Source organism: Methanosarcina hadiensis (assembly GCF_046529725.1).
In the GTDB taxonomy this organism is placed as follows: Archaea; Halobacteriota; Methanosarcinia; order Methanosarcinales; family Methanosarcinaceae; genus Methanosarcina; species Methanosarcina hadiensis.
The window spans coordinates 389,612-415,295 of the sequence record NZ_CP136241.1; the positions used below are offsets into that span (position 1 = coordinate 389,612).

At 39.5% G+C, this 25,684-nt stretch carries 27 protein-coding genes; 10 read left to right on the top strand and 17 right to left on the bottom strand.

Annotation, left to right across the window (positions count from 1 at the left end; genetic code table 11):
* Positions 1 to 230 precede the first annotated feature (230 nt).
* Positions 231 to 956: a polysaccharide deacetylase family protein gene (locus tag RSJ42_RS01840; protein WP_410509036.1), complete on the top strand. Its 726-nt coding sequence runs from the start codon at positions 231 to 233 to the stop codon at positions 954 to 956.
* A gap of 16 nt (positions 957 to 972) precedes the next feature.
* Here the strand turns inward: RSJ42_RS01840 and prf1 are convergent, their stop codons facing one another.
* Together prf1 and RSJ42_RS01850 are read right to left on the bottom strand one after the other, a co-directional pair.
* The gene (prf1, locus tag RSJ42_RS01845) at positions 973 to 2,223 is read right to left on the bottom strand and encodes a peptide chain release factor aRF-1 (protein ID WP_410509037.1); all 1,251 of its coding nucleotides are present in this window, start codon (positions 2,221 to 2,223) and stop codon (positions 973 to 975) included.
* Positions 2,224 to 2,844: 621 nt separating this feature from the next.
* Complete coding sequence (locus tag RSJ42_RS01850; RefSeq protein ID WP_410509038.1) at positions 2,845 to 3,213, bottom strand: cyclophilin-like fold protein; 369 nt, start codon at positions 3,211 to 3,213, stop codon at positions 2,845 to 2,847.
* Between the two features lie 164 nt (positions 3,214 to 3,377).
* Between RSJ42_RS01850 and RSJ42_RS01855 the strand changes: the two genes are divergently transcribed.
* Positions 3,378 to 3,974 (top strand): dihydrofolate reductase family protein, encoded by a 597-nt coding sequence (locus RSJ42_RS01855; protein WP_410509039.1) that lies wholly within the window; start codon positions 3,378 to 3,380, stop codon positions 3,972 to 3,974.
* Positions 3,975 to 4,689: 715 nt separating this feature from the next.
* Positions 4,690 to 4,899, top strand: coding sequence for a type II toxin-antitoxin system HicB family antitoxin (locus RSJ42_RS01860; protein WP_410509040.1), 210 nt, complete (start codon positions 4,690 to 4,692; stop codon positions 4,897 to 4,899).
* Here the strand turns inward: RSJ42_RS01860 and RSJ42_RS01865 are convergent.
* Complete coding sequence (locus RSJ42_RS01865; RefSeq protein WP_410509041.1) at positions 4,888 to 5,262, bottom strand: SHOCT domain-containing protein; 375 nt, start codon at positions 5,260 to 5,262, stop codon at positions 4,888 to 4,890. The two genes, RSJ42_RS01860 and RSJ42_RS01865, sit on opposite strands and share 12 nt — an antisense overlap.
* 436 nt (positions 5,263 to 5,698) lie before the next feature.
* Between RSJ42_RS01865 and RSJ42_RS01870 the strand changes: the two genes are divergently transcribed.
* Positions 5,699 to 5,896: a DUF433 domain-containing protein gene (locus RSJ42_RS01870; protein ID WP_410509042.1), complete on the top strand. Its 198-nt coding sequence runs from the start codon at positions 5,699 to 5,701 to the stop codon at positions 5,894 to 5,896.
* A 122-nt stretch (positions 5,897 to 6,018) separates the two neighbouring features.
* On the opposite strand, the gene RSJ42_RS01875 is transcribed toward RSJ42_RS01870, so the two are convergent.
* Both RSJ42_RS01875 and RSJ42_RS01880 read right to left on the bottom strand, forming a co-directional pair.
* Complete coding sequence (locus RSJ42_RS01875) at positions 6,019 to 7,695, bottom strand: hypothetical protein (RefSeq protein WP_410509043.1); 1,677 nt, start codon at positions 7,693 to 7,695, stop codon at positions 6,019 to 6,021.
* Between the two features lie 469 nt (positions 7,696 to 8,164).
* Positions 8,165 to 9,151 (bottom strand): transposase, encoded by a 987-nt coding sequence (locus RSJ42_RS01880; protein WP_410510287.1) that lies wholly within the window; start codon positions 9,149 to 9,151, stop codon positions 8,165 to 8,167.
* 375 nt (positions 9,152 to 9,526) lie between these two features.
* Between RSJ42_RS01880 and RSJ42_RS01885 the strand changes: the two genes are divergently transcribed.
* Entirely contained in the window at positions 9,527 to 9,772 is a 246-nt protein-coding gene (locus RSJ42_RS01885) for a DUF433 domain-containing protein (protein ID WP_410509044.1), read from the top strand.
* Complete coding sequence (locus RSJ42_RS01890) at positions 9,772 to 10,131, top strand: DUF5615 family PIN-like protein (RefSeq protein WP_410509045.1); 360 nt, start codon at positions 9,772 to 9,774, stop codon at positions 10,129 to 10,131. The genes RSJ42_RS01885 and RSJ42_RS01890 overlap by 1 nt, the downstream gene beginning before the upstream one ends.
* 243 nt (positions 10,132 to 10,374) lie before the next feature.
* Here the strand turns inward: RSJ42_RS01890 and RSJ42_RS01895 are convergent, their stop codons facing one another.
* Together RSJ42_RS01895 and RSJ42_RS01900 are read right to left on the bottom strand one after the other, a co-directional pair.
* Positions 10,375 to 10,758 carry a hypothetical protein gene (locus RSJ42_RS01895; protein ID WP_410509046.1) on the bottom strand — a complete coding sequence of 128 codons (384 nt, stop codon included), beginning with the start codon at positions 10,756 to 10,758 and terminating at the stop codon, positions 10,375 to 10,377.
* Positions 10,759 to 10,824: 66 nt separating this feature from the next.
* Positions 10,825 to 11,073 carry a hypothetical protein gene (locus tag RSJ42_RS01900; RefSeq protein ID WP_410509047.1) on the bottom strand — a complete coding sequence of 83 codons (249 nt, stop codon included), beginning with the start codon at positions 11,071 to 11,073 and terminating at the stop codon, positions 10,825 to 10,827.
* A 1,031-nt stretch (positions 11,074 to 12,104) separates the two neighbouring features.
* Here RSJ42_RS01900 and RSJ42_RS01905 point away from each other — a divergent pair.
* Both RSJ42_RS01905 and RSJ42_RS01910 read left to right on the top strand, forming a co-directional pair.
* Positions 12,105 to 12,341 (top strand): hypothetical protein, encoded by a 237-nt coding sequence (locus RSJ42_RS01905; protein WP_410509048.1) that lies wholly within the window; start codon positions 12,105 to 12,107, stop codon positions 12,339 to 12,341.
* A gap of 5 nt (positions 12,342 to 12,346) precedes the next feature.
* Entirely contained in the window at positions 12,347 to 13,999 is a 1,653-nt protein-coding gene (locus tag RSJ42_RS01910; RefSeq protein ID WP_410509049.1) for a hypothetical protein, read from the top strand.
* Positions 14,000 to 14,207: 208 nt separating this feature from the next.
* Here the strand turns inward: RSJ42_RS01910 and frhB are convergent, their stop codons facing one another.
* The 5 genes from frhB to RSJ42_RS01935 form a co-directional block, all read right to left on the bottom strand.
* The gene (frhB, locus tag RSJ42_RS01915) at positions 14,208 to 15,083 is read right to left on the bottom strand and encodes a coenzyme F420 hydrogenase subunit beta (RefSeq protein WP_410509050.1); all 876 of its coding nucleotides are present in this window, start codon (positions 15,081 to 15,083) and stop codon (positions 14,208 to 14,210) included.
* A gap of 10 nt (positions 15,084 to 15,093) precedes the next feature.
* Positions 15,094 to 15,855, bottom strand: coding sequence for a coenzyme F420 hydrogenase subunit gamma (gene frhG / locus RSJ42_RS01920; protein WP_410509051.1), 762 nt, complete (start codon positions 15,853 to 15,855; stop codon positions 15,094 to 15,096).
* 86 nt (positions 15,856 to 15,941) lie between these two features.
* Positions 15,942 to 16,430, bottom strand: a complete 489-nt coding sequence (gene frhD / locus RSJ42_RS01925; RefSeq protein WP_410509052.1) for a coenzyme F420-reducing hydrogenase, FrhD protein — start codon at positions 16,428 to 16,430, stop codon at positions 15,942 to 15,944.
* Positions 16,427 to 17,794 carry a coenzyme F420 hydrogenase subunit alpha gene (frhA, locus tag RSJ42_RS01930; protein WP_410509053.1) on the bottom strand — a complete coding sequence of 456 codons (1,368 nt, stop codon included), beginning with the start codon at positions 17,792 to 17,794 and terminating at the stop codon, positions 16,427 to 16,429. Before frhA ends, frhD begins: the two co-directional genes overlap by 4 nt.
* 237 nt (positions 17,795 to 18,031) lie before the next feature.
* On the bottom strand, positions 18,032 to 18,193 hold the full coding sequence (locus tag RSJ42_RS01935; protein WP_410509054.1) for a hypothetical protein: 162 nt from the start codon (positions 18,191 to 18,193) through the stop codon (positions 18,032 to 18,034).
* Positions 18,194 to 18,233: 40 nt separating this feature from the next.
* On the opposite strand from RSJ42_RS01935, the gene RSJ42_RS01940 reads away from it, so the two are divergent.
* Positions 18,234 to 19,109, top strand: coding sequence for a cation diffusion facilitator family transporter (locus RSJ42_RS01940; RefSeq protein ID WP_410509055.1), 876 nt, complete (start codon positions 18,234 to 18,236; stop codon positions 19,107 to 19,109).
* A gap of 721 nt (positions 19,110 to 19,830) precedes the next feature.
* Here RSJ42_RS01940 and RSJ42_RS01945 read toward each other — a convergent pair.
* The 5 genes from RSJ42_RS01945 to RSJ42_RS01965 form a co-directional block, all read right to left on the bottom strand.
* Positions 19,831 to 20,499: a GyrI-like domain-containing protein gene (locus RSJ42_RS01945; RefSeq protein WP_410509056.1), complete on the bottom strand. Its 669-nt coding sequence runs from the start codon at positions 20,497 to 20,499 to the stop codon at positions 19,831 to 19,833.
* 67 nt (positions 20,500 to 20,566) lie between these two features.
* A complete protein-coding gene (locus RSJ42_RS01950) occupies positions 20,567 to 21,112 on the bottom strand; it encodes a gamma carbonic anhydrase family protein (protein WP_410509057.1) in 546 nt (181 codons plus the stop codon).
* A gap of 138 nt (positions 21,113 to 21,250) precedes the next feature.
* Complete coding sequence (locus RSJ42_RS01955; RefSeq protein WP_410509058.1) at positions 21,251 to 21,598, bottom strand: hypothetical protein; 348 nt, start codon at positions 21,596 to 21,598, stop codon at positions 21,251 to 21,253.
* Positions 21,599 to 22,319: 721 nt separating this feature from the next.
* Positions 22,320 to 22,991: a hydrogenase nickel incorporation protein HypB gene (gene hypB, locus RSJ42_RS01960; RefSeq protein ID WP_410510288.1), complete on the bottom strand. Its 672-nt coding sequence runs from the start codon at positions 22,989 to 22,991 to the stop codon at positions 22,320 to 22,322.
* Between the two features lie 44 nt (positions 22,992 to 23,035).
* Positions 23,036 to 23,311, bottom strand: a complete 276-nt coding sequence (locus RSJ42_RS01965) for a HypC/HybG/HupF family hydrogenase formation chaperone (RefSeq protein WP_410509059.1) — start codon at positions 23,309 to 23,311, stop codon at positions 23,036 to 23,038.
* 1,219 nt (positions 23,312 to 24,530) lie between these two features.
* Between RSJ42_RS01965 and RSJ42_RS01970 the strand changes: the two genes are divergently transcribed.
* Positions 24,531 to 25,679, top strand: coding sequence for a hydrogenase small subunit (locus tag RSJ42_RS01970; protein ID WP_410509060.1), 1,149 nt, complete (start codon positions 24,531 to 24,533; stop codon positions 25,677 to 25,679).
* Positions 25,680 to 25,684 lie beyond the last annotated feature (5 nt).

A 25,684-nucleotide genomic window follows, 5' to 3' on the forward strand; every position in this document is an offset into this window, starting at 1 on the left:
ATATGCTCTAAATTAGCTGAAAAAATTATCATTTGACGAAGACTTTATAGTACCCTGTCTGGGTTTTGGATTCGCTCTGGAGCTTATCGAACTCAACCAAGCCTTTTATGGACTACACAGAACCCTCAAAACTTCCCTTTGCACCCTCACGCTCGCGAGATGAGCAGATACCGGGTGGTCCACCGGTAAAAAAGAAGAAGATTTAAGCAAAAACTTACACAGGTATTCTAATGCCAGACGAAATAATTGTACAGGGTAACCCTGACATCCATAATATTGCTCTGACTTTTGATGACGGCCCAGGCAGAATAACCCCGTACATTCTTGATGTGCTTAGAAAGTATGGGGTTAAAGCCACATTTTTTTGCCTTGGTTGCTGTATTGAGAAAAACATTATTGTACAAGAATATACAGGCAAAGATCTAACGGGCAGCGAAATTGTCAAACGTGCAAATGATGAAGGCCATCTTATAGCCATTCATTCTTATAACCATCGAGCTCTTCCCGGTCTTACTGAAGAAGAAATCCTTGATAATGAACTGTCCAGAACCAAAAATATAATCACTAATTTGACTGGAAAAGCTCCTGTATACTTTCGCCCTCCCTATGGCAGCATTGACGACAGAGTGAATAAGATTTCGAAAGTGCTTGGCCTCAAAACCGTTTTATGGAGTTGTCGATCAGCAGATAGCTCTACCGAAACTGCTATAGTTCCTGACGGATCTCTCAGATACAAATACGGGCCAGTGGATATTTACAAAAATATCATGGAAACTACTGGAAACGGATCAATTATTTTATGTCATGACGGGCACAGTGGAAAGCGTGATGCAAATCTAGGGATTGTATCCGCTTTAGATAAAGCAATCCCGGAGTTACAGAAAAAGGGATTTAATTTTGTAACAATAGATGAGTTATTGGCAGCCGGAAATTACACAATCCATAAATCTATATAATCCATAAACCGTGAACTTAATGCACTTCTGTGTTATATCTGAGGACTGCAGCAATTCCTCCAAAAGCTATCATAAGTTGAGAACCCTCGTCAAAATCCGTTGATATAAAAGCAATTCTTGCACTTCCTTTGTTAGCGAGTTCCGAAAATTCGCCGATGATATCAATGGTATCTGTGACTTCAAGCGCAGAACCGCATTCAGGACAATCTCCGGCAACAGGGACAGCTTCACTGGCTTTCCATTTTCTTGTCCATTTATTCTCATAACCGCAAACACTGCATTTGAGAGTTACTCTTTCAGACCGCAGATCTTCGGAAAGAAAAAGCACATCAACTGCCTTTATTTCAAGATTTGCTCGTACATTGTCTTCTCCATAGGACACTTTACCGGACTCAGTAGCGAGCCCTTTAAAAAATATTTCCATGTCTTTCTTTTGCTTAACCAGGTCAATGCCCTGGAGAGTATCCTCTACTGCATTTATTAACTCCGAAAAACCCGACTCATCCGTATATCCAGTATCAAACAACCCCAGAACTTTTTTCTGAAGCTCATGATGTAAAAACTCACCTTCATTGAACTCTTCTTTAGCTGGAGAATGCCCTCCTATAAGAATGCCTTTAAGTTCAGACGGCTCTATTTTAAGAAATGCACCACTGGCAACACTTCCTATCCTTTTATAGAAATCATGAATCGCAATGCGCCTGAGCTGCTCAAAACGGTGCGCACTCTGGCCCCCTTTTCTTTGTTTGCCAGGTACGGTAGAGTAAAGACTTTTAAAAACTTCAGTTTGCCTGCCTACAAGCGCTCCGATAGTCGCTTCTCTTAAATCCAGAAGTATGAGACCATAAGTACTGCACTCTCTAAGCATCTCCTCAAGAGGTTCCAGATAAAAAACCGAATCACGATGAAATATGTAATGTGGGACAGGTTCCGGAGGGATTAGGATTTCGTTTTCCATGCCTGCCCTGTTAGCTCCGGTGTCAACAGTACCTGCAAAGTAAACAATTCCATTCTCCGGTATTTTGTTAAGATACTTCAACTTTGCCAGTAAAAAATCAAGTGCTCCCTTTACGTTATTGCTTGTAAGTTTAGATTTAATGCTCGAAGCCTGCTCATGTTCTTCTCTCAGGTGATTTATAACATCCGAAACCAGCTTATCGGAAGGAATATAAAGGGAAATTAACTCTGTTTCCCTTCCACTCTTACTTCGTAGAATTTCCAGCTTCTTTTTAAACACATATTTTTCATATGTACAGTATTCAGCCATTCCAGCACCCCTCAGTCTTTATACGAAAATAGTTGATAGCCCTAAAACTGGCATAAAACTACAATATTCATTTGTGCTTTATTTTCATTTATGCTCTATTGAACATTCATATACCGGTAGAAGTCTGACTACTCAACAATGCTCTTTTCAGTGGAACTACAAACTGCTGGGTTCACAGCTAGACTAATATCGCTATCGATTTTTTTGATCAGCTCTTAGTTATCAAGCTTTTTTTTCAAGCTTTTTTTTAAAATTAGTTGGAAGAAAGACCTCCCCACATCCGAATGCTCACGAAGTGTGTAGATCTCGGAAGGTTGCTGGAAAAAAGGAGAAAACACAGCAGTAATGAAAGCGCGGTACAGACTGGCATATATCAGCAGCACAAAAGCTTGATAAGAATTCAGTATTAATCCATTGATCATGATTATGGAGGAATCATTATCAATTCCGTTAATCTCCGTAAAGATATCAAATTATTCATTGATATTTTACAAACATGGGTCAAATATCGATTTGAGTTTAAGAGCGCTAAATTGAGCTTGATTTTTTAGTCGAAATTGAGACACGTAGCAAGAAAACTCCTTAACCGATGAACAATGAAATATAATACATATTCATTAATTAGTCTGCAACTTCAACTCTAATTCGTTCCCCTTCACTTACGGCTCTAAGAACCTCCGCATCTCCTGTTACCTTACCGAATACGCTCACTGCGCTATATGCCCTGATCTCATTGCCTCTGCTTGAAGGAGTAGGGCCAAAAAAGATGCATATACTTTTGCCCGGCGGCCAGTAAGCAATATCTCCGATTTCAAGTACTTCTTTGCCATTCTCAAGTTCAAGCTCCAGAGGTACTTCAAAATAGATCTCTCTACCCCAGCGGTGTGTAACAGAATCAAAAGGCAAGGAATTAACTACAGCAGAGGCTGTTTCTGTGTTACTTAACGTGCCATAAGCTTCAATGCTTCCGATTACAATCTTTATTTTCATGATTCCTCAGATTATAAATGGTTTCAAAAACATTTCAATTAACGGTTCATTTGTGAAATAAAGAATGCAATGACAGAGTAAATTCCGAGCGCCTGAATACTGCTTTATTCAAAATAAAAATGATATGAATAATTACATTTAGTGATAAAGGGAGAAATGAGTACATGAGAAAAATCGTTGTTCTATCTTTCATAACACTCGATGGTGTTATGCAGGCTCCCGGCGGACCCGAGGAAGATACTTCGGGTGGTTTCAGATATGGGGGTTGGACTGTTCCTTATTTTGATGAGCTTTTAGGTAAGGTCATGGACGAGCAGATGAACAGGCCGTTTGACCTGCTGGTTGGCAGAAAAACATATGAAATATTCGCTTCCTATTGGCCGCATCATACGGACGAGTGGCCTGGGGTTAACAAAGCAACAAAATATGTCGCTTCACATGGGGATATGCGATTTACATGGGATAAATCGGTTTTGTTGCACGGTGATGTGGTTGAGGCGATAAAAAGACTTAAGGCACAGGATGGACCTGACTTACATGTTCACGGCAGCGGCAATCTCGTCCAGACGCTTTTAAAACACGACCTTGTCGATGAATTATGGCTTAAAATATTTCCCATAACACTCGGCTCTGGAAAGCGCTTATTTGCCGAAGGCACGATCCCGGCGGCTTTCAGGTTAATCGATAGTAAGGTGTCAGCAAGCGGAGTAATTATCGCCAATTATGAGCAGGCAGGCGATGTTAAGACGGGATCGTTTTAAAGAATGTATCTTGGGGGAAAAGCAGAAACACATAACGAATATCAGTAGATGTCGGTTAGAAGACAGTATGGAGAAAAACAGTTGTCCAGTTGTAGAACCGATTTGTGTTTAGAATACTCTCAAGATAATTATATAAAGATGTGAATATAATATAATGTTAAGCTTTTGCTAATTAGCTTTGAAAATTAGCTGGCGCCGTGGCAAACTTTAGTGTTTTTGCTAGTATTGGAAAAAACTGGCATTCCGCCTGATGGCGAAGGATAGGAAAGAGTAAATGATCCCGCCTTACAAACGTGTGATATTCTAACTATCCATGGATATTATTTTTGAGTATATTATTAAAAAGAGCATTTGTTTAATCCTAAAATTATTTCGCTTTAAGATCCATTATCCTGGGATGAACTCTACTCCACCATGCTCGATGTAGATAATGCTAATAATTTCAACGGTGAAAATAGGATAGTTTTAGGTGTAAGGATACCGCAGCACCTTGCTGACTCTGAAGGAGTTGCAAATTTCTTTTTTAAATTCATTTTAAAACTTCTCCACGCCCGCGTGTTCACGAAGTGAGCAGATATCGGGCGGCTGCGAATAAAAGAGAAGAATAGAACCAAAAAAACAACCTTGAAACTTACTAACTAGACACACTACCTGACTGGACAGTTTACTACGCTAATATAAAATAGAATTGTAACAAATATTAGAAGAAAAACATGTGAAAACCGGGCCTGGAGTAAACGTGAGACAATTTCTCGTAGCTATAACAAAAGAAGATGACTTCTTTATTGCAAGGTGTCCTGAGCTCAATGTGACTTCTCAGGGTGAAACCCTTGAAGAAGCCGAAGAAAATATTAAAGAAGCTATTGAACTGTACATTGAGAGTTTCGGGACCGAAGACCTTTCTCAACAAATATCAATCGTTTAATAGTCCACGGCCTAAATAATTAACAAGCACAATCAGCACTAAAATGATATCTTTAAAGAGGTCCGCTTCACCTGTGCCAATAAGCCCATTAAAAAATAAATATGTTAAATATAGCAAGAAAGCAATTAAAACTGTGTAGCATATTAAAGTAATTGATCTCATCTTCTTTTTTGTTTCTTCAAATTCATCTTTTGCGATTTCACCTTTAGCATATTTTTCTTTTAAGATATCCAGCGCAGACTTTCCTTTATCGCCAGGCTTGTTCCGATTAACATAATCTTTGATTAATATAAATGCAGTTACAATTACCAGAATCCAGAAAATAAGCCTCCCAAACTGGATAACTTCTGTTGATTCTATCATTGATTAGCCTTCTGCTTTTTTGTCTTCGAAAGTCGCAACTTTGAAAATTGCAAATTTCAGCCTGGAAAAGATAATTGTCTGGTTAGTAGACAAAGCCTTCATAGAGCCAGTTTTACAATTTAGCTCAAAAAGGATACGAAATAATCTTATGAACTATTCGTCTTACTCATAAAGGTTGTGTATTTTCTCAAAGATTCATTGAATATCTACAACTATTTGTTTAATTGCAGCAAATTTACTTAAATATCTAAAATTCCATTATAATTTAGGCTATGAATCTCACAATGCTTTGTTCACTAAGAAGGAATTGTCAAATATCTTTTTTAATTCTTTTTAAGACTCTCCTCAAGTCCCACATGTTTACGAAGTGAACAGAACCGGGGGGCAACTGGTAAAAAAGAAGCAAAAATAAAGTCGGCAGTTTGAAAATTCGCGATTGGTTCAGTTTATATGTCAAAAAGCATCAGGTGCAATTTATGAACTGGAGAGAACATATTATTATCGACCCGCAGTTCTTACAGGCAAGCCCATTATCAAAGGTACATGCCTTGCAATAGAGTTCATTATCGACCTGCTGGCTCATGACTGGACTGAATCGGAAATCCTCCTGAACTATCCCGGCCTGACCCATTAAGATATTCAAACATGTCTCATATATGCGAGTGATTTACTCCGGACAGAAAAAGGTTCTCCTATGAAGATTTATCAGGAAGTAAAACGAGGCGCCTGCTTTATTTTCTCCCAGTGCTTCTCTTATCATTTTCTCCTAAATTTCCATCCTCCATAAAGGCAGGTTAAGCTTCCCAATGATCCAAAACCTGGAGTAGAGTTATTTTTGCTTGTTTTATTTCTAGTATCAGATTCGGAATCACTATTGCTTGAATTGTTAGGTTCTGTCATGGAGTCTTCCTCAGATGTTGTAAAAACAACCGGAACGTCAGTAATATTTTGTTTTCTTGCTTCCTCGTTAATGATCCGGTAGACCTCTTTAATTATAGTGTTCTTTTCTTCCGAAGACAATGTTTCGTTAACTTCTATTTCCAGCCTTATCCTTGCCCCATAAGTTATTATCTGACCCTTTTCCATATATGGCGTGATTTTTCCCTGGATGTTATGAGTAATCGTATACAACTTTCCCTGCCATATGCCGATCTCATTCGGGTCTTTTAACAAAGGGATGATTCCATAAGCCACAATTGTTTTATTCAGGGGCATGGTCGGTCTGTGCTCCATAACTTCTTCAAGAGTATCAATATTTGATTTAGACAGATTCTCCGTACTTTCTCCAAACCAGAACCAGTGGTTAGTACCTTCCAGGTAAATTTCTTCCCAGTAGGTTCCGTAGCCAAACTCTACCGGAATATCCTGAATGCCCATCTTTTTTGCAGAGTCATCTATTAGAGTGTAGATCTCATCCATCAAAGGCTTATCAACACTGCCATACTTGAACAAAATTACAAAGTATCCCTTATTGTTAATTCCGCATGACATTACCTCTCCATGAGGATACATGTATTTCGAGGCTATAGTGTCTTTTGTCCTGTTATTGAGTTTTCCAAGAGTAGAGTTCCAGTTTTCTTTCTGTTCTTCAGTTTCCAGCTCAGGAAGTTTGCCGTATCTGCTAATTAGAGTGTTCCCCATTGAGTAAAGTCCAGAAAAGTAAGTATAGGACTCATAATTCACATTAGTTGCTTCAGAATTAAGGTAATCGTCCAACGTCACTGGTACACTGATACAAGTTCCCTTACTAGCCACTTCCTGTTCTATAGATTTGGCAAGCTGGTCGCTTGCCTGCCAGCTCTTTAAATTCTCTTCCACCCCATTCTGTAATCTCCTGTCAAAAATCGACCAGATTCCGGGCTCCGTTTCAGTTGCAGGTTTATCCGGTATCACTTCAAGAGTATATGCGTCTACAAATATCCGATGCTCTTTTCCTGAAACTCTGTCCTTTATTACGGTCATCGCCCCAATATTGGGATAGCAATATACAACCGTCTTAGTTAATTTTATTTTACCATCTGGATATTCATTTCTGGCAATTTCAATTGATTTCTTCATTGCTTCAGTTGTATTATATAGAACCGGAGTTAATTCGATAACCTGAATCGACTGCCCTAGAGTCTTATTCGCCCCTACGTCGACTCTACCTATCAGGCTATTATTTTTATACACGGAAAATTGATAATACAGCTTCTGCCCGTTTGGATCATAGAGTTCCAATGGCTTGGGATCGATAGATGCTCCTTTCCACTCTTCAAATTCGCCACCGTCTGCAATAAAATTTATTATTTGCGCATTTGCATGTTCAAAAGCTACCTCTTCAGTTACAGAATAATTAGTCTCATTTTGAGCACTAACAGCCGGTACTAATGCGATAGCAACCAGAAGCACTGCCAAAAGCATTACTCTTGTCCCAGTTTTATTCCTGATCATCTAACGTCATTCCTAAAATCTATTTTCCGTAGGAAGCAGAATAACGCAAGCTTAAAACACGCAAAGCTAACTCAATAATGCCTCTCAGAGAATATCTTATGAAGTTTGGGGAGTTTGGAAAAACTACATTTAAACTTTATAAATCCTCTTTGCTGACTACTTATAAGTTTTCCGTGTAAAGTGTTAAACTATGCAATTTTCTTACTTATTTGAACATGAAGCCATTTTTTTCATTTTTGATTATTCGAAGATTTGCACAGAAAAAATATATATGACCCAATTGCCGCAAGTAAACTCAGAGGCTATCAAAAAAGGGCATAATCCTTATTTCAAGTCTTAATTCCTTCTTTGATTACAAATTATTTTTAAATTTAGCACTAAGTTGAATAATTAATTTAAAAACATAATATAATGATATAGGACTTACGCACTTGCCTGCTTTGCAGGCAGCTTTCGAGTTTTTTACTTTTTAATCTAATTCATATATTGGTTTTCTGATATATTGACTTACAGCATTTCTTGTAATGCTTAACTTTGTCTCAAACCATGTCATTCCTGTTTTCATTCTTTGGACTTCAAATCTTAGGAATGCTCTTAGTGCCATCATAATATGTGCTCTCTGCACATTATTTCTTCTTGCCTGACAGCGTTCTACTCCACAAAACTGTTTAATTCCTCTATGGTACTCTTCAATTTTCCATGCTTTTTTCCCTAACTCTTTCCTTTTTTCTTCTTTCATATCCAGTACATCTGTAGCCCAATACTGCGTGTCTCCGTCCTCGGAAACTATCCGAAATACTTTGATGAAACCATATTCTTTCAGATGAACCGTTATTCCTTCTGGTGGAATACTTAACAATTCAATTGCTACATTACCAGTCTTATCAGGATTAACTAACCGGTTTTTCTTCAATCTCGTTAACCAGTGCCATCCCTTTTTCCTGATCGCTTTGAGATTCTTTATACTGGAATACCACGTATCAAACAGAACAAATTCAGGCTTAAAACCACGTTCTTCTGCCTTATTTAGCATATCAAGGAAATGATCGTTTTTTGTTTTTCCATCAGTATTTATATCGTAAATTCTAAAGTCAACAGGGATTATGGCGTCATTAGACGTCCAGACAACGGTTTCAAGATTGATCCCATTTACAATCTGATGATGTTTACCACTCCATTGTCTGTAAACAAGATCCATATGCTTGGAATATGGTTTATCCAGAACAGTATCGTCGAAAACAAGAAAGCCAGTATAAGGAGTGACTATATCCTTTACTTCTTCCCATAAAGCCTCCGTATCCGGAGGCTGCCTTAGAAGAAGACGGGTAAAAGAGTCATGAGCCGGATTATTAGAATCTAAATAACTGCACTTTGAAGCTTCGGTACAGCTAAATACGCGTGAAGAAGCGATAAGAAAGTTGATGTAATCGAGATCAGTGCATTTAGGAGGATTTATTTAATTCAACCCAGAGATTTTTTTTTGATTATATTTATACCAATATATTAAAAAAAGTATTTTAATGTAACTTATGAAAAAGTGCTTCAACCGCGTAAGTCCTATGATAAAAATTTGGTCTGAAAACGTTGAATTCCCAGATTTTAAATTTGAACCTATACTTCCCTCCACGCCCGCATGCTAACGAAATGAGCAGACCTCGGGTGGTTAGTGGCAAAAAAAAGGAGAATCAATAACTTTATTCATAAGCCACCTGCTAAGCAAAAATTGTGTTGCACAACAATATTAAATTGAAGGAAAACAATATCAAACTGATATAGAAAAAAGAAGTTCCCAACTGATTCAGTTTGTGTATGATAAGCATCGGAGAGATCTATGAACTGGAGAGAACATATCGTTATCGATCCCGCCGTCCTTACAGGCAAGCCTATTATCAAAGGTACACGCCTTGCAGTAGAGTTCATTATCGACCTGCTGGCTCATGACTGGACTGAATCGGAGATCCTCCTGAACTATCCCGGCCTGACCCATGAGGATATTCAAGCATGCCTGATGTATGCGAGCAATTTACTCAGGACAGAAAGGGTTTATCCCGTCGAGATTCCTCAGGAAGTAGACTGATGCGCCTGCTGGCAAATGAAAATATTCCTCTTAATGCAGTAAGGGCTCTCCGAGACTGTGGACATGATGTCCTGTGGATAAGAGAAAAATCACCGGGTATCACTGATATTGAAGTCATGGAACTGGGTCATAGAGAAAAACGTATTCTTGTTACTTTCGATAAAGACTTCGGAGAACTGGCTTTTTCCACGAAGCAACCACCGGTAAGTGGAATAATTCTTTTTCGCATACCTACGATCTCTTCAACTTACATAGCGAAAGCCCTTGTAAAAGTTATAGAATCGCGTGACGATTGGGAAGGACATTTTTCAGTTGTCGAAGAGGATAGAATTAGAATAAGGCCATTGACAAGCTTATAAGCTCGCCATAGCTGGAAAGATTTCTCGTCTTCCATAAACTACTACATAAAACCTATTCTTCTGATAGATTTTAGTTGCCAAATTCTTTTTAAAAATCATCTTAAAACTTCTCTCCGCGCCCGCATGCTCGCGAAGTGAGCAGATATCGGGCGGTATTTAAGGCTTTTGGGTAATATATTCATTTTTTGTTCAAAAATGAACTTTAAGAGCTCATCTTTAAGACACAAACTGCAAAAAAATTACTTAAGTATAGTGATACATATGCTTCCTTAAAGCCCCAAGCACCTCTTTATGTGCTAAATCATCATAATCTTTGTAATCTTCTTCAAATTCATTGATGTCCTCTACTCTATCAACCATCCAATAATAATAATAATGTTCATCATTTGAACTTCCGCTCCTTAAGAATTCAAGATTATTAAGGACACTATCTGGAATATCTCTTGTGACAATACGACACTGACCAGGCTGTATCTTCGGAGTTCCATTTTCATTATCTAAAAATGAAGTAACATATGCGTTGCCGTAAACAGCATTTTTTCTTATATATGAAGTTTCAATTCTATCTTGAAACTTAAAGCACCCATAAGCGATTGACGTTGTGAGAGTGAAACTTTTATCACACATTTTACGATTTATATATTTTATTGAATATAGTAATGAGCATAATGCAGATTTCTTTTCGTCTATAGATTATTCTTTTAAATCCTCTTTGTAAAACAAAATTTCAGAGTCAGACACAAATACCCCTCCAATTTTTTTATTATTTCCATTAGTTCTATTATTACTATCAAGTATTTCGTATCCAGCACTGTAAAAAGTATCTATTGCTTCCAAAGCTCTTTTATCATCTTTCATCAATTTTTTAAATCCAGAGATATCTAAAAAAGCAACAAAAGTCTCTCCCTTAAAATCCAAAGTCTCTCCCTTAAAATCATCCATTCGTTAAAATTCCTCCTAATGTTTCATATTAATATTTCATCTATTCAAATATTAATCTTTAAACAATGCATCTATATGCTCAATTCGGCTTTCTAAGAGTATTTCTACAAGTAAGACAATCAGTCGTCTGACATAAAAAACAATCAAAATTTTAAATAAAAACATAATAAGAACTTTTTATTTTTAAATGTTGGCTTTTCAAACTGCGTAATCTGATATCATGTCATCTTTGTAATACAATAAGTTGTCAGACATCTTCAGCAAGTGTTAGAATCTATAATTCAAAATTCAATGTCGTAATGTCAAAGTCACAAAAAATATAAAATTGAATTCTTACCGACTTCTGATGCTGCTGATATACCAGTTTGTAGCGCATTTATCATTACTTCTGTATTTTTTTCTTTCAGTGACCTGGCGACATTTAAAGCTTTTGGGCAATATATCATAACAGAGCAAGATTGAGAAGAAGGACGAAAGGAGAAAAAGACATAGATAAGATTGGAGGAGTAAGTCAACAGAACTCTTTTTCTCACTAGAAAGATACAAATAAACTAAATTTTGAAAGGATGGAAGGCAAGCCTTCCCTCCCGTTTCGGCTTACCTTCCCCTTTTACAAATTTAGGCAATCAATCTGTACCAAATCTAGAAAGGATTAAAGAAAAATACCTCTTTTTGCTACCCTGCCCGCAGGGAAAGACCGGACAAGAAGCCAGCTTTAGGAAAACCAATAGAATATACCTAAAGTTCCATCCAGTCTTTATACGCAAAAACAAGACCAGCCTACCTAGATGATCCGCCCGAGCCATGCGACAGGTCTTAGACCTTTAGCGCCCGCACCTAATACCAACGGCCCGCAGATACCACCGCGAGCCATATGTAGATTACCGGGCGGCCGCTGGAAAAAAAGAAAAGAAAAATCGGCATGCTATAACTCCAGATTTAGTATAAAATAGAAAAAGTTAACTCATATTGTTTCATAAATGATTTATTCATAATTATCGAAGAAGTGTGTAATACCAACGGGAAAATAAATGATAATCTCAGAATTAGGTTTAGACTTTTTAAAAGCCTGTTTTATTGATTCTTCCAAAAAGATTCCTGGGAAAATTTTTGACATTTATTGGAAAGTATGTGATGAAGTAATCAAAGAACTTTCAAATAAGAATCCTAAATTTGATCAAATAAACATTGATATCTTTTTGCATGAGGAAAAAGTAGAAACAGCAATTAAAGAATACCTAAAAAATCCTAATAACCTATTTGTTTAAGTGTTTTGATTAATGAATTTTTTGATCTATTCAGCCAGGAAGATTTCTCCAGAGAAGATGCAAATTTAATCTTAAACACTTTTTTCGAAGTCATAGATTCTGAAATCGAGAAAAATCCTGAACTTCGAGATTTTCTTGAGCTTTACTTAGCCAAACAAATAAATGAAACTACTCAAAAAATGTGCCAAGTATCCCAAGAAACCAATCAAGAAGTGCAGGAAGCAAATCAAGAAATTAAAGAATTGTCTAAACAAATGTCTAAAGGGCTTCAGATTATTGACGAAATAAAAGAAAAACTAATGTTTTATGATTCTCAAAGAGAGGAAATGAAAAGTCTCCGAGAAAAATATGTGATTCTTTCAGAAAATTCCGATTCCCTACTTAGATTGGAAAGAAGAGAGTTTAAAAATATTCATAGATTTTTGGATCAATTAAATGTTTATTTAGATACAGATTTTTCCATTGTAAAAGATTTGTATTATAATTCCTGTTGGAAATTAGGAATTGCATACAATAATTATTCCGAGGGCCGGATTACATATTTACTTTATCCTATTAATTACTTTAAAAATGATTTGCAAATTAAAGAAATATCAGATAAACTGAAGGATGAGTTAGGAGGTTTTGTTGAAACAAGTATTGGTCCAACAAATCCTATTCATTCTCAGCCTGAAAATTATGCAAAAGAATTAGTAATTAAAAAAGTGACCGAAATATGTGATAAAAAATTACTACCTTTGAGCAATATATCTCTCTTTCGTGAAGTACTCTTTGGGATTATTGATAATCTCCATGAATGTCTGGGTTTAAAAGTAAAAAATAGTTATACAGTTCGAGAAGTTAGACATTCTTTCTATGCCTACTTCCCAATCTGGGTAGATGAAGTTTTGAGTAATGAAAATATAAACTTAGGATACCATCCTCTTTTTTCTCCTTATATTGATCCAGCATTTCTACTTCATCAACTGAATCAAGAAAAAAAAGAAGAGATAGATAAAAGAGTAAATGAAAGAATTAGGAATTGCCAGTTCAATAATAGAAATTTAGTTCTGGGCACAAGAAATTTTCCATTGAAACTCATTGCTGATTTTTTAGGAAACCCTTCTCTGAATGATTTCAATGAAATTAACAGGCTTTATATTCCTAAAAACTTTGACAGGCCCACAATCAGTCACTATAGTTGGTCTCACAACACACCAGAAGAAGTACTCGAAAATATTAAGATATTTTTTAATGAATTCCCTAATGTTTATGATACTACGATAGATTATTGCTTTCCAAAACTAAAACAGGAACTAAGATTCTTTAATGATTTTGACACTTTAATTGTTGTAATCGAAGTCCATGATAACTATACGAATAATAACAATGAATATTCCACATGGTGTCCTTTAATAAAGTACTATTATCTAAGGGCTGAAGAATCAAACACCAAAAAAGAAATTAAAATTTTCATGAAAGATAGAGATCATATTCCGATCAATAGAGAAATGGACTTCAAATCCAAAATATGGATTGACGGTAAATCATACACTATTGTTAAATCTAAAGGTCCTGGAATGCTTGGGTTCATATTTGATCGTCTACCAATGTTTGACTATTTGTATAAAACATTAAGTGAAAAGATGAGTAATTTTTTCGTTACAATGGATAACTGATGTTTGGTTAAGTAAATGAGTGTATACAGCTTTGCCAGCTTATTCCATTAGTAATTAATTCAGGATCAATTTAAAATCAGTATATTTTGATTGAGTTGCAGTATCAAGCCTTTCTCAGAGCTTGCCATTTTTCTGTATTTTTAGCTCTTAAATGATACAAATTATAGCAATGGAGTCAAATTGAGAATTTCGCTAAAGAAAAAAAAATTTAGGCGTAAGGATCCCTTAACGCCTTGTTTACACCGAAATTCCTGCGTTCTTCCAGTGTCTTCTGATTCTTGTCAATCTTCTCCTTCGCAAGCTTCGTGAGGAGCTCAAGACCTGGCTTAACATCCTCGATAGGCTTTGTCTCGAACATTCCCGCAGCAACCGCCTTTGACCAGACTTCGTTCCCCTTTTTAGTGCGGATAAAAACCGTGGACCATCCGTCCGGGCTTCCGACCGAGCCTGTTGAAATGTCTGCGAGGCTGGAAACATAATCGAGGCAGACGTGGCAGCCGGGCTGCTCGTATTTGTGAGTCGCCTTGAGCGGCAGGGTAGCAACGTTCCCGCGCTCGGTATAGACCCAGAACTTGCCCTTCGTGATCTCCATTTTTTTCACAGAGTTGAGGCTCTGGCCTGCATGGTCTTCAACAATGGTCTGCAGGGACTTGTAAGGGAAGTTTTCCATACAGAAAAGCCCCACAGTAAGAGCTACCTTGCCGGGCACGTCCCGCATATTTATGGGATAGAGCTGAGCCTTCCTGACTGCCTGCATCTGGCAGCAGACGCCTGTGACTCCTACTTTATCGAGTCCGTAGGACCTGGTCGCTTCCTTGAGCCAGGAGATCTGGGGGCTGATGCTGTATTTCGTACCCTGTGCTTTGAGGATGTCTTCGCGGCTCATTGCTACTACCGGCTTGGGCTGCCAGGGGCGGTCACCCTCGCCTGCAACAATTGTCCCGTCTATGATTCCTTCTTCGAGGGCGTAGACCATGAGAGCTGTGGCGATGCCGCCGTCCTGCGCTTTCTTGAGAATCTCCTTGTCCGTGCTCCGTGCAGAGACGCAGGTGATGTATTTACCGAGATATGGGTCTGTAACCATCTTTTTCACCTCACTTAAGCGCTCCAGCGATCAGCTCGCTGATGTCTTCGAATTCGGAGATCACGTCTATATTAAAGAACGACCTTGGGCAGGCACCGTAACAGGAGCCGCATTTTATACAGAGGTCACGTTCGCCCTGCGGCTTACCGAACTCGTAGGTAATCGCCCGCACAGGGCAGGCTGCAGCACAGGTTCCGCAGCCCATGCAGAGGCTCTGGTTGATCACTTCGTTCATCAGGTCACAGAAGCATGCGGTTGTGCCGCGCTTTGCAAGGTCCATGAGGGGCTTTAAGTACTTGCCTGCAAGCTCTTTCTGGTTCTCATCCCCTTCAAGGAGCAGATATGCCATAACAGCGACGTTCCTTATGAGTTCCGGGCTTGGAGGGCATCCCGGGATGTAGACATCCACGTCAATGAGATTCCCGATTGGGAGGAAGGATTCGTGCTGTGGCTGGTTGTGCTGCCCGCCGCGGCTGAACCGGGTTATGTTCCCGTAGCTTGAGCATGAGCCAAGGGCTACCACAATCTTTGCTTTCTTCCGTGTTTCTTTTATTTCCTCAACCGATTCATGGTCCTGGATGCAGACCGATCCCTCAACGAGCGCCACGTCCATCTCCGGGATATGCCGGACATCGGCGAGCGTAAGGCTGTAGACGAGGTCGGCGTAGTCGTCCAGAATCTTCATAAGTCCCAAATAATTATCGGCAATTGACACGAGGCAGCCTGTACAGCCGCTCAGGTGTACATGTCCGAGCTTGATTTTGTTTGCCACTGGTTTCGCCTCCTTTGTAGCTTCACCTTTTTCTCCACCGCAACCTGAGCGGGCTTGCTACCATGCCGCTGGCTTTCCTGATGGAGTTAAGCAGTTCCATAGTTCATCCCGATTTCTTTCAGTATCTCGGATACAGCTTTTGGAATGGCTCTCTGTACTTCGTCTGTAATCCCGATGACCATCTCTGGGTCAGAAACGTATTTTTTCTGGCATGCAAGGACCCGGATCCGGATATCGTCCTGGATAATCCTGAGAGGCTCTGTCAGGTCCCATGAGTGAGCGTCTCTGTAGCTTCCCACCGGAAGCTCGTCAACCAAGAGCCACTTTAGCTCGCCTGGCTCTCCCCCGAAATCCGCGATGTCCACTATGATGAGGGTCTTTGTGGAATCAGGATTAAGAAGGGTAAAGATAAAATGGGGACCGCCGAGCCCCGCATCAACAACCGTGACATTCTCCGGGAGCTCTAGGCTCTTTAGATTCTCCACCACTGCGGGTCCGAACCCATCGTCTGCATAGAGCGGATTCCCGCAGCCTGCCACCACAATTTCGGAATACAGAGTTTCTGTTCCTTTCACTGGATGAGCCTCTGGGCGACTATCTTGTTCTTTTCGTCCACCACGATCATGTGGGTTGCACATGATACGCACGGGTCATAGGCACGGACGACCATCTCTGCGATCTGCCAGGGCGCTCCGGTCAGCCCGCGGCTGCAGGTCGGGAGGTTCCAGGTGGTTGGCACAAGCATCTCGTACCACAGCACTCGCCCGTCCTTAACCCTTGCAAGGTGCACATCCGTCCCTCGAGGTGCTTCGTTTGCAGCCCAGCCCATGGATCCGTCTCCTTGAGGGATATGGTTGGCAAGGACTTTTCCAGAGGTGTCGAGGTCGTCAAGGCATTTGAGGATGGTATAAAAGCAGTCCGGGTACTCCATCTGCCTGGCGATGTGCTGGGCGAAAGTGCCCTTCTCATCGAAGTTCTTGAATGTAGCAAGCCTTGCTCTCGGGCCTACCTCTACGGGCTGGCCATCGTAAGTGGGAACACTGTTGCAGGCCTCCATCTGAGGGTTAGCTTTGGTGCCGACTTTTGTGGTTCCGCCTATAGGATAGTTCGGGTCTTCAAGGTCGATGGTTACTTCACCCATGTACCATTCCCACGGCCTGGTCTCTTTCCACCTCGCAAAGTCCCACATGGGTTTCTCGTCCAGGCTTGATGAGCCGTACATAGGGGATGTTGCCATAACTCCCTGGTTGTGGTATCCGAGTGTTTTGGGAACCGGAATCTTCTGGCCTCCTACATCCACAAACTCCCGGTTTTGCATATTCCTGATGACCTCGAGCATGAAATCCATCTGTTCGTGGACAAGGGTGAGACCCTCTTTTGCCAGGTCTGCCATCTTCTGTTTCGCTCTGGGGCTCACGTTGTGGTACATCCCGCCTATTCTCGGATTGGAGGGGTGGATTGCTTCTCCGCCTGCTATGGCTCCGATGGTCTGTCCGATCTCGCGGATGCGGAAGATCCTTGCTGCAACACTCCTGATAGGCTCTTCCCTGGAGAACGGGTTGAATTTTGTTTCCGTTCCCGGGATGTAAAAGTCAGGTAAGATCAGGATGTTATGCAGGGCGATGCTATGGACACGGTTTGCGGCATGGAGTATCACCCTCAGGAGCTTTGCGTCCTCCGGGATTTCGCAGCCGATTGAAGCCTCCATAGCCTCAATGCTCGCAAGGGTATGGGCGATGGGACAGATACCGCATACCCGAGAGGCAATCTTCGGGACCTGTTCCATTGTCTTACCTATGGCGAGTTTTTCAATACCCCTGACCGGGGTGATGGAGAGCCAGTCTCCTCGCTCGACGATACCCTGGTCATTCACCTTCAGGGTCAGCTTGGAGTGGCCTTCATGTCTCGTGGTTGGAGAGATCTCTACAACTTTTGTCAATGGTATCGCCTCGTTTTCGATTCGGTGTTCTTCAGGCTACACCGTGGTTAAGGCATTCTTTATGCATTTGATCTAGGATGATTACCCCGTACATAAGGCCGGTATGGCGAGAAATAATCTTATTATGCCTTTTCTGGTTAATCGAATTCATTTTGGCCTGGTAGCATCGTTAAATATTATCTATTAAATTATTTTCTATTCATTCTTCTTAATATCCGGTTATATTTTTGATATCTCTTATGTCAAACTCATTCCAGCCAGTTCCTGCCAGCTTCTATCTGCTCCTGCCAGTTCCTGCTGGAATCCAGTTAAGTAGATAGTTTCAGATACTTTTTTCACAAGAAAAATCCGGTTCCCGGGTTCGGGAGCCACCGGAGAGGTCTGGATACTTAACCTCACAGCAGAAGGTTTAACAGCAACGAGAAATAATGAAATGTTTATGGGAGATAGGGAAAAAAATGTGGGATTCGCTGCATCTTTGAATGTACTCTTCACAATCATAGAGATTATTGGAGGAATTTTAACAAACAGCCTGGCACTTCTGGCTGATGCGTTGCATGATTTTGCTGATAGTTTTTCTTTAATAATAGCATGGTACGCAGAAAAGCAAGCAAAAAAACCTGCAACAAGTAAAATGACCTTTGGCTATCGAAGGCTGTCTCTTTTATCTGCAATATTTGCTATCATTGTACTTATAGCCGGGTCATTATTCATACTGTCACAGGCGATCCCGCGTCTGATCAATCCGGAACCCGTTCACGCCGAGGGAATGATTTTAATCGCAATCCTTGGAATCACCATAAACGGAGCTGGATACTTTAGATTGAAGAAAGGGTTGAGCCAGAACGAGAAAATATTATCATGGCATCTTCTGGAAGATATCCTGGGCTGGGTATTCCTGCTCACAGGGGCATTAATCATGAGTTTCTGGAATGAGCCTGTTATTGATCCTCTAATGACGATAGGGTTTACTCTCTTTGTCCTGTGGGGCGTTTCTAAAAATGCGAAGGAAACATTCAACCTCCTTCTGGAAGGCGTTCCGCCGTATATCAATATGAATGAAGTTGAGGAGACTATCTTATCGGTTGAAGGAGTTAAAAGGGTCCATGATATTCATGTATGGTCTCTGGAAGGAGAAACGGATATTTTAACGGCTCATGTTGTTGTGGAAAATAAATATCTACAGGCACCGGATCAAATGAGACGCTCCATTAAAAACAAATTACAGGAGCTTCATATAGAGCATTCAACGCTTGAACTGGAAGGTGAAGGGTTTTGTTCGGCAACGGAATGTATTTTTGAATCAAACAAATAATGGAAAAAAATTAATGAAGAAGTTAACGAAGAAATTAATGAAGAAACTAGTGAAAAATTAGTGAAAAAATTGATGAAAATTAGTGAAAAAATTGATGAAAAATTAGTGAAAAAATTGATGAAAAATTAGTGAAAAAATTGATGAAAAATTAGTGAAAAAATTGATGAAAAATTAGTGAAAAAATTGATGAAAAATTAGTGAAAAAAGAATGCGGTAGAAATAAAACCTTTAATAACAGGAATTGCACAGCGGGAAGCTGTGTATGGTCCGTATCTTATAAGCCGTAAAACACTTGAAGAACTTTTAAGTTCTTTGTAAATTTTTTGCTCTTATGTTGTTTTTAAACGCATGACTTTTCTCAATGTTTAAGTAGCTTATTTTTCTATGGAAATCTATTTATACAATGAAAAAGGAAGCAGATTGCCTAATTGGCATATAAAAACATATATGCAGCTTTGTAGAAGAACCTGTTATAAAACTTTTTAAATAAAACCTTGAAATGGAGGCATAAAATGGAATATGAACTTGAAGAAGTCGAAAGAGATTACATCGAATTTAGGAAGGAAATTGGAGAAGAATAATATAGAACTCATATCCTGAAATGTGATAAATATGAAATTTGCACTTTTAACATGCAGGATATTTTCAATCTAAAGAAATAGGTGAAAGAAAAATGGATTCAATACTCAGGTCAATCAATCCTGAAGAAGAGAGAACTTAATCAGGTACCTGGATTTCGAATATCCGCGGAAATAATTTTATTTTTTCTCCTTACAGGCTGTCTTATAATAGTTTTAAGCTTTTCCGGTTTTGTCCTGCGTATATCACTTATGTATATTTCGTGGTGCTTTTCCCCGGGCATATTACCATCAAACTCATAGCTATTTGCTTTGATGAAGTCATGCAGTTTCTTTACTGTTGCCTCTTCCTCAGAGTATGGGCCAGGATGCAGTATCTGGGCTGATAAGCCTTCGTGAAGACTTTCAAACCTTATCCTGGAAAGGGCAGGAAGATTTTTCTTTTTCTCAACTTCTTCAAGGGCTTTTACTATCATATTTTTCGTAATAAAGTCAGGCTGCCTTATCATTGCTGTCCATTTCCAGCTGCTTTTATCCTGAATGTTGAAATTCTCCATATTTTCAACCCACCACAGCCCTTCAAGAGGCATTACTACATAGTCCTGAGATGCCTCTTTTGCAGAAATAAACTTCATTTTAAATGATACTGAAAACAATGCTTCTATTGCATCCTGATATTCCTGTGATGTATTGGGGTCTCCTTCCCCGTCTATCATTAAATAATTTATTTCAGGAACATCTATTATTGAAACTTCCTTTGAAGATGGATTATAAAGTTCCTTATTCTCTTTCTTTAAGTCTATTTTTGGCATTTTTTCAGCACCCTCTTATTCTTGCCGTTTCTCAAACCTTTCATTGTCTCTCATATTTTACTGTCATTCAGGCCATTGAACTCGATTTTGTGAAGGCATACCTTTTCATTTCTTCTCTGTATTCTGCAGTCATTTCAACATACTCATCGGCATTTTCTCTTATAGCTTCAATCTCTTCTTCTCCAGTTTCCCTTTTTACCGTACCGGGGACTCCGATTATAAGACTGTTATCCGGAAACTTTTTCCCCTGGGGCACAAGCGCATTCGCTCCGACAATTGAGTTTTTCCCGATTTCTGCCCCGTTGAGCACAGTTGAATTCATTCCAATGATTACATTATCTCCTATTTTGCACCCGTGGAGCACTGCTCCATGCCCTACTGACACATTATCTCCAACCTGAACCCCGTTTTCAGGGTCTGCATGAATTACGACACCGTCCTGGATGCTTGTCCTGTTCCCTATTTTTATTTTGTTCTGATCTCCCCTTAGCACTGCATTAAACCATATGCTTGAAAAATTCCCTACATCAACATCTCCGATTATATCTGCGGAATCCGCAACAAAAGCCGTTTCAGCAATTTCCGGGTTCTTTCCTTTAAAGCTCATTTTCATCCTTATCACTACCCTTCAGGATTTATTTTTCTTAGCCTATTTCTTTCTCGGCATTGTTTATGTTATTTCTTAATTTCAGTTTCTGCTATACATGGAGTTTTCTTTCTTCTTTTTGCATTATCAAAAATAGCTGCAGATTCAGATAGCATAACGATAAACAAGATACGCAATGACCAGCATTATTAAAACGGGACGAAAGTTTGTCCTCAGTTCTGTGTATCCCGTATTCCTTTTTCCAGGTTTCTCCCGTTTAAGCATATGGTTTATTATCGAACTGATTGTAGGATCTGTCAGATATTCTTTTTTCCTGTACCTTACCATGAATACAAAATGTATTGCTGTTAACACAAATGCCAGGAAAAAAGTTGTAAGGCCTTCTATTGAGATATATCCCGTATAGTTAAGTGCACCTATGGCTAAAAAAGAAACAAAATATACTGCGATTGAGCGCAATAGTTCTTCTTCCACAGTGGGATCCCGTTTCAAACTCTAGCTCCTTATTTCACCATCATTGTATGTTTTTTGATTTTGTACTTATTCTTGGCCACTGTTTAATAAAGTTGTGTTCTCGATTTCTGTCTCGCCCGAGTCCCGCCTCGGGAGGGCGGTGTCCTACAAGAGTTGCGTTTCTTGAGTCCGCTGTCCTTTTCGGTCGCTTCGCTTCCTCAAGAGGACTAATTTTTGGGTTGAAATACCCGAGTCTCACCTCGGGAGGGCGGTGTCCTTTTCGGTCGCTTCGCTTCCTCAAGAGGACTAATTTTTGGACTAATTTTTGGGTTGAAATACTCGAGTTTCGCTTCGAGATCACATGTAATCAGAGATTTCATGGGAGTTGCACTGTAAGTGCAACAGCACGGGGTCCTTTTCACTCGCTTCGCTCGCTCAAGAAGACTAGTTTATAAGTTACAGGGTGAGCTTGGCTCATGAGGACTAGTTTACAGAATAAGAGGAAATTTATCAGGAGCAAAGAGACTCAGACTATAATATCTTATCAGTACAACCTGTCGGCTATGCCAATAGTTTTTCTCTTCCAGTAGTGAAGAGTGACTCTAAAGCCAGAGAAGATAAAAGAAGGGAAAAGACCTGTGTAAAAGCTGCTGAATAAGCATTTGAGAAATCCGCAGAGCAAAACTGGATGAAGCTGAGAAATGCTCTTTTTCGAAACTTTCTCTATATTCTTTTCCCGCGTTTGATGGCTTTCAATGCTTTACTTTTTCTGAGCTTCTTTTGCTCTTGTGAGCCCGAGTTCGATAAAGCCTATCCAGGTCTCAAGGCTGTCCCAGTCATGTTTTGATGTGAGAAGAACTGGCACATCAGGATTTAAGGAAATAATATCATCCCTCATTTTCTCGGCATCGACATCAACGGCATGGGCAATGTCAACTTTGTTTATTATTGCGAGTTCTGCAGTCTTGAATATCATGGGATGTTTAAGGATGATATCATCACCTTCGGTGACACTGACCACAACCACTCTCAGGTGTTCCCCAAGCTTGAAATCTACAGGGCAGATAAGATTGCCCACATTTTCAATGATGAGGAGGTCGGTGTTATCCAGGTCTATCTCACCCAGTGCTTTTTCTATTAGCTTTGCATCAAGGTGGCATTCCTTTCCGGTATTTACAGGGATTGTAGGCACGTCGAACTTCCTGAAACGGGATGCATCCATTTCTGCAATAACATCTCCCGCGATCACTGCTATCCTGTACTTTTCTTTAAGGTGCCTGATTGCCTCCTCTATCAGGGTTGTCTTTCCTGAACCTATGGCTCCCATAACATTTATCGAGAAAACCCCGTGTTTGTCAAGGATCTTCCTGTTTTTTTCGGCAATTTTATCATTTGCCCTGTATACATCGTGTCCCATATGAATAACATGCATTAACATAGTATCACCGGGGTTATTTGGTTGTCCTGACGGGAAATTTACTGGCACTCAATTTCAGAGGATTCGTCTTCAAACGAATTTATATCATCAAGACCCGCAATTATCTTGAGAAGGCGCATGGTCTCTTCGCTTTCTTCTTCCGAAATCTCGGATATCGCATATCCTACATGGACAAGGAAATGCTTTCCGATCATGGATTCCTGTGCTCCTCCCATTAGGGCCATATTTACGTCCCTGCAAATACCGCCCATGTCAATAGTTGCTGTGTTTTCATCCACAATAGCTGTCATTTTTCCAGGAATTGCTATACACATATTACCTCTCGTTTTTTTCCTTGATTTCTTTTTTAAAATTCGATATTTGTGAGAGTTCAGGTGGAAATGATCTTAAGAGGGCTTATTTGTGCCATCACTTGCCATCCGGATCGACTCAACTTTATGACTCAACTTTATGACTCAACTTTATGACTCAACTTTATGACTCAACTTTATTATTGATAGTTATCCAAATTGACGCTCAATTTATGCTAAAGTGACAATTGTAATTGATATTCTAATTTATATTTAACTAATGTCTGATTCAATATTTGGAGAATTAGCCCATCTATCAGTGAATAAGTAACCCGGTGCTGGTCCTGAAAAACAGATGAATACTTATTCTATAAATCTTATTTTTTTAAAAACAGCATTTCCAGAAATTTTATCTTATTTAATTATATAGTTCTCTTTTATATTCCTTTTGCTTTCTAATTTTTGCCTTCGAAACTTGTATCTGTTCCTTTTTGTGATCCTTTTACGTTATTTTTTTTCTATCTGCAAAGGACAGTGAATAATTAGTAAAGCCCTCCTTAACTACTTTGAAGGCTTTTTAGTTTTTAAATTCATAATTAATTGACCTTAGTCTTATGCTAATTTCTTGCTATTTTTAACAAATAATAGTTTTTACATTTACTTTTCTATCCCCTAACGGATCTTCTCCTGTAGAATTTCTACTAAATTCTTTGAATGATGTGTTAAAACAGTCTAATGTAAACCTGGATTCATTTTCTCTGCTGACAGAGGCTATTAGTGTGGTTTTCTATAATACTCAAATGTTGATTCTTCAGAATGCAGAAAAGAGTTTATAATTTCTATCTATTTTCTTACCATTTTTCTCACAAAAATGTCTGATTTTTAGCTACATTTTTCACATTTCAGTTTTAACTTTAAATGAAAGAATTCTCTTCAGGCAAAAACTAATTTTTTTCCTCTGTTTTTTTGATTGATTAAATCTGCCATTATTCATCATGATGATCTACTGTGTATTTCAAAGCGGATTTCTATTTTTCAATTACTTTTATAAATTTTTCCCTATTTTATATGATCTATCTCTTAATTAATATATTATTCCTCTCGTATAAAAACTCTTAAATACTATTCCCTCATTCAAAACATTATCGGTATATTTATATACATATTTATATAATTACAGTTAGAATTAAAGTAATATTTTCTTTCGGATATATAACTTGGGTAAAAACAAGATGTGGTAGAGATGAGTACTGGAATGAAAAACCTTGCCCGTACACTGGATAGTATGGATTTCTTAAAACTGGACAGGCGTACATTCATGAAGGCTGTAGGCGCTCTTGGTGCAACTGCATTCCTTGGCACCTATCAAACAGAGATTGTAAATGCTCTTGAATTTGCAGAGACAAAACTTATCTGGCTCCATGGTTCGGAATGCACTGGCTGTTCTGAATCCCTGCTGAACGGAGGCAATCCTGATGTTGCACAGGCTCTTACCAAACTTAATGTAAACCTTGCTTTCCATGAGACTATCTGTGCACAGCAGGGGATCTGGAATGACGGTAAGCTTGTAAACACCGCAGAGCTTAACTCCGAAATCCTCCTTGAAGAGCTTTACAAAGAGGGAAATTATATTCTGGTTGTTGAAGGCTCAATCCCCAACGGTCCGGATGGCTCGGGACGCTACCTGGTTATCGGAAACAAGACCTTTAAAGACACCCTTGGAGAAGCCGCAAAGAATGCAGCAGCTATCGTTGCAGTCGGAGCCTGTGCCTGCTGGGGAGGAATTACCTCTGCAAACAGCGAGGTTGAAAAGGACACCGACTACAGAGGAGTTGCTTACAAAAAGACAGATGCATCAAAAGGCATGCTTAAGGAACTTGGCATCGACAAGCCAGTAATCAATATCCCTGGTTGCCCGGCTCACCCAGACTGGATTCTCCTTACTCTCGGTGCAATAATCCTCGGAAAGATAAAAGTGCCTGACGACCTTGATGCCGCTCTTGACGAATATGGCAGACCAAAAGTCTTCTTCCCCACTGACCACACAGTTCACGAAAACTGCCCTCGCCGCGGATACTATGACCGTGGAGAATTTGATACTGAAGTTGGCGGAGAAAAATGCCTCTGGAAATTAGGATGCAAAGCCCCATATGCTCATGCAGACTGTGGAATTAGAAGATGGAACGGCTCAGTTAGCATGTGTACCCAGGCAGGAGGGCCATGCATTAACTGTGTAGACCCCGGTTTCCCGGATGCTTCAAGGCCCCTGTATGTTGAACGTGAAGATATAGGAATTGCCGGAACAAACATTGATACAGTAGCCAAGGTCGCAGTCGGAGCAGCTGCTGTTGCTGCAGGCGTGCACGCTGTAAGAAGAATGAAAGGAGAGTGAATTAA

Excerpts from the sequence above, each read along its gene's own strand:
- RSJ42_RS01840 (WP_410509036.1), top strand. The coding sequence starts at position 231 with ATGCCAGACGAAATAATTGTACAGGGTAACCCTGACATCCATAATATT.
- prf1 (WP_410509037.1), bottom strand. The coding sequence starts at position 2,223 with ATGGCTGAATACTGTACATATGAAAAATATGTGTTTAAAAAGAAGCTG.
- RSJ42_RS01850 (WP_410509038.1), bottom strand. The coding sequence starts at position 3,213 with ATGAAAATAAAGATTGTAATCGGAAGCATTGAAGCTTATGGCACGTTA.
- RSJ42_RS01855 (WP_410509039.1), top strand. The coding sequence starts at position 3,378 with ATGAGAAAAATCGTTGTTCTATCTTTCATAACACTCGATGGTGTTATG.
- RSJ42_RS01865 (WP_410509041.1), bottom strand. The coding sequence starts at position 5,262 with ATGATAGAATCAACAGAAGTTATCCAGTTTGGGAGGCTTATTTTCTGG.
- RSJ42_RS01875 (WP_410509043.1), bottom strand. The coding sequence starts at position 7,695 with ATGATCAGGAATAAAACTGGGACAAGAGTAATGCTTTTGGCAGTGCTT.
- RSJ42_RS01885 (WP_410509044.1), top strand. The coding sequence starts at position 9,527 with ATGAACTGGAGAGAACATATCGTTATCGATCCCGCCGTCCTTACAGGC.
- RSJ42_RS01890 (WP_410509045.1), top strand. The coding sequence starts at position 9,772 with ATGCGCCTGCTGGCAAATGAAAATATTCCTCTTAATGCAGTAAGGGCT.
- RSJ42_RS01895 (WP_410509046.1), bottom strand. The coding sequence starts at position 10,758 with ATGTGTGATAAAAGTTTCACTCTCACAACGTCAATCGCTTATGGGTGC.
- RSJ42_RS01900 (WP_410509047.1), bottom strand. The coding sequence starts at position 11,073 with ATGGATGATTTTAAGGGAGAGACTTTGGATTTTAAGGGAGAGACTTTT.
- RSJ42_RS01905 (WP_410509048.1), top strand. The coding sequence starts at position 12,105 with ATGATAATCTCAGAATTAGGTTTAGACTTTTTAAAAGCCTGTTTTATT.
- frhB (WP_410509050.1), bottom strand. The coding sequence starts at position 15,083 with ATGGTTACAGACCCATATCTCGGTAAATACATCACCTGCGTCTCTGCA.
- RSJ42_RS01940 (WP_410509055.1), top strand. The coding sequence starts at position 18,234 with ATGGGAGATAGGGAAAAAAATGTGGGATTCGCTGCATCTTTGAATGTA.
- RSJ42_RS01945 (WP_410509056.1), bottom strand. The coding sequence starts at position 20,499 with ATGCCAAAAATAGACTTAAAGAAAGAGAATAAGGAACTTTATAATCCA.
- RSJ42_RS01950 (WP_410509057.1), bottom strand. The coding sequence starts at position 21,112 with ATGAAAATGAGCTTTAAAGGAAAGAACCCGGAAATTGCTGAAACGGCT.
- hypB (WP_410510288.1), bottom strand. The coding sequence starts at position 22,991 with ATGCATGTTATTCATATGGGACACGATGTATACAGGGCAAATGATAAA.
- RSJ42_RS01965 (WP_410509059.1), bottom strand. The coding sequence starts at position 23,311 with ATGTGTATAGCAATTCCTGGAAAAATGACAGCTATTGTGGATGAAAAC.
- RSJ42_RS01970 (WP_410509060.1), top strand. The coding sequence starts at position 24,531 with ATGAGTACTGGAATGAAAAACCTTGCCCGTACACTGGATAGTATGGAT.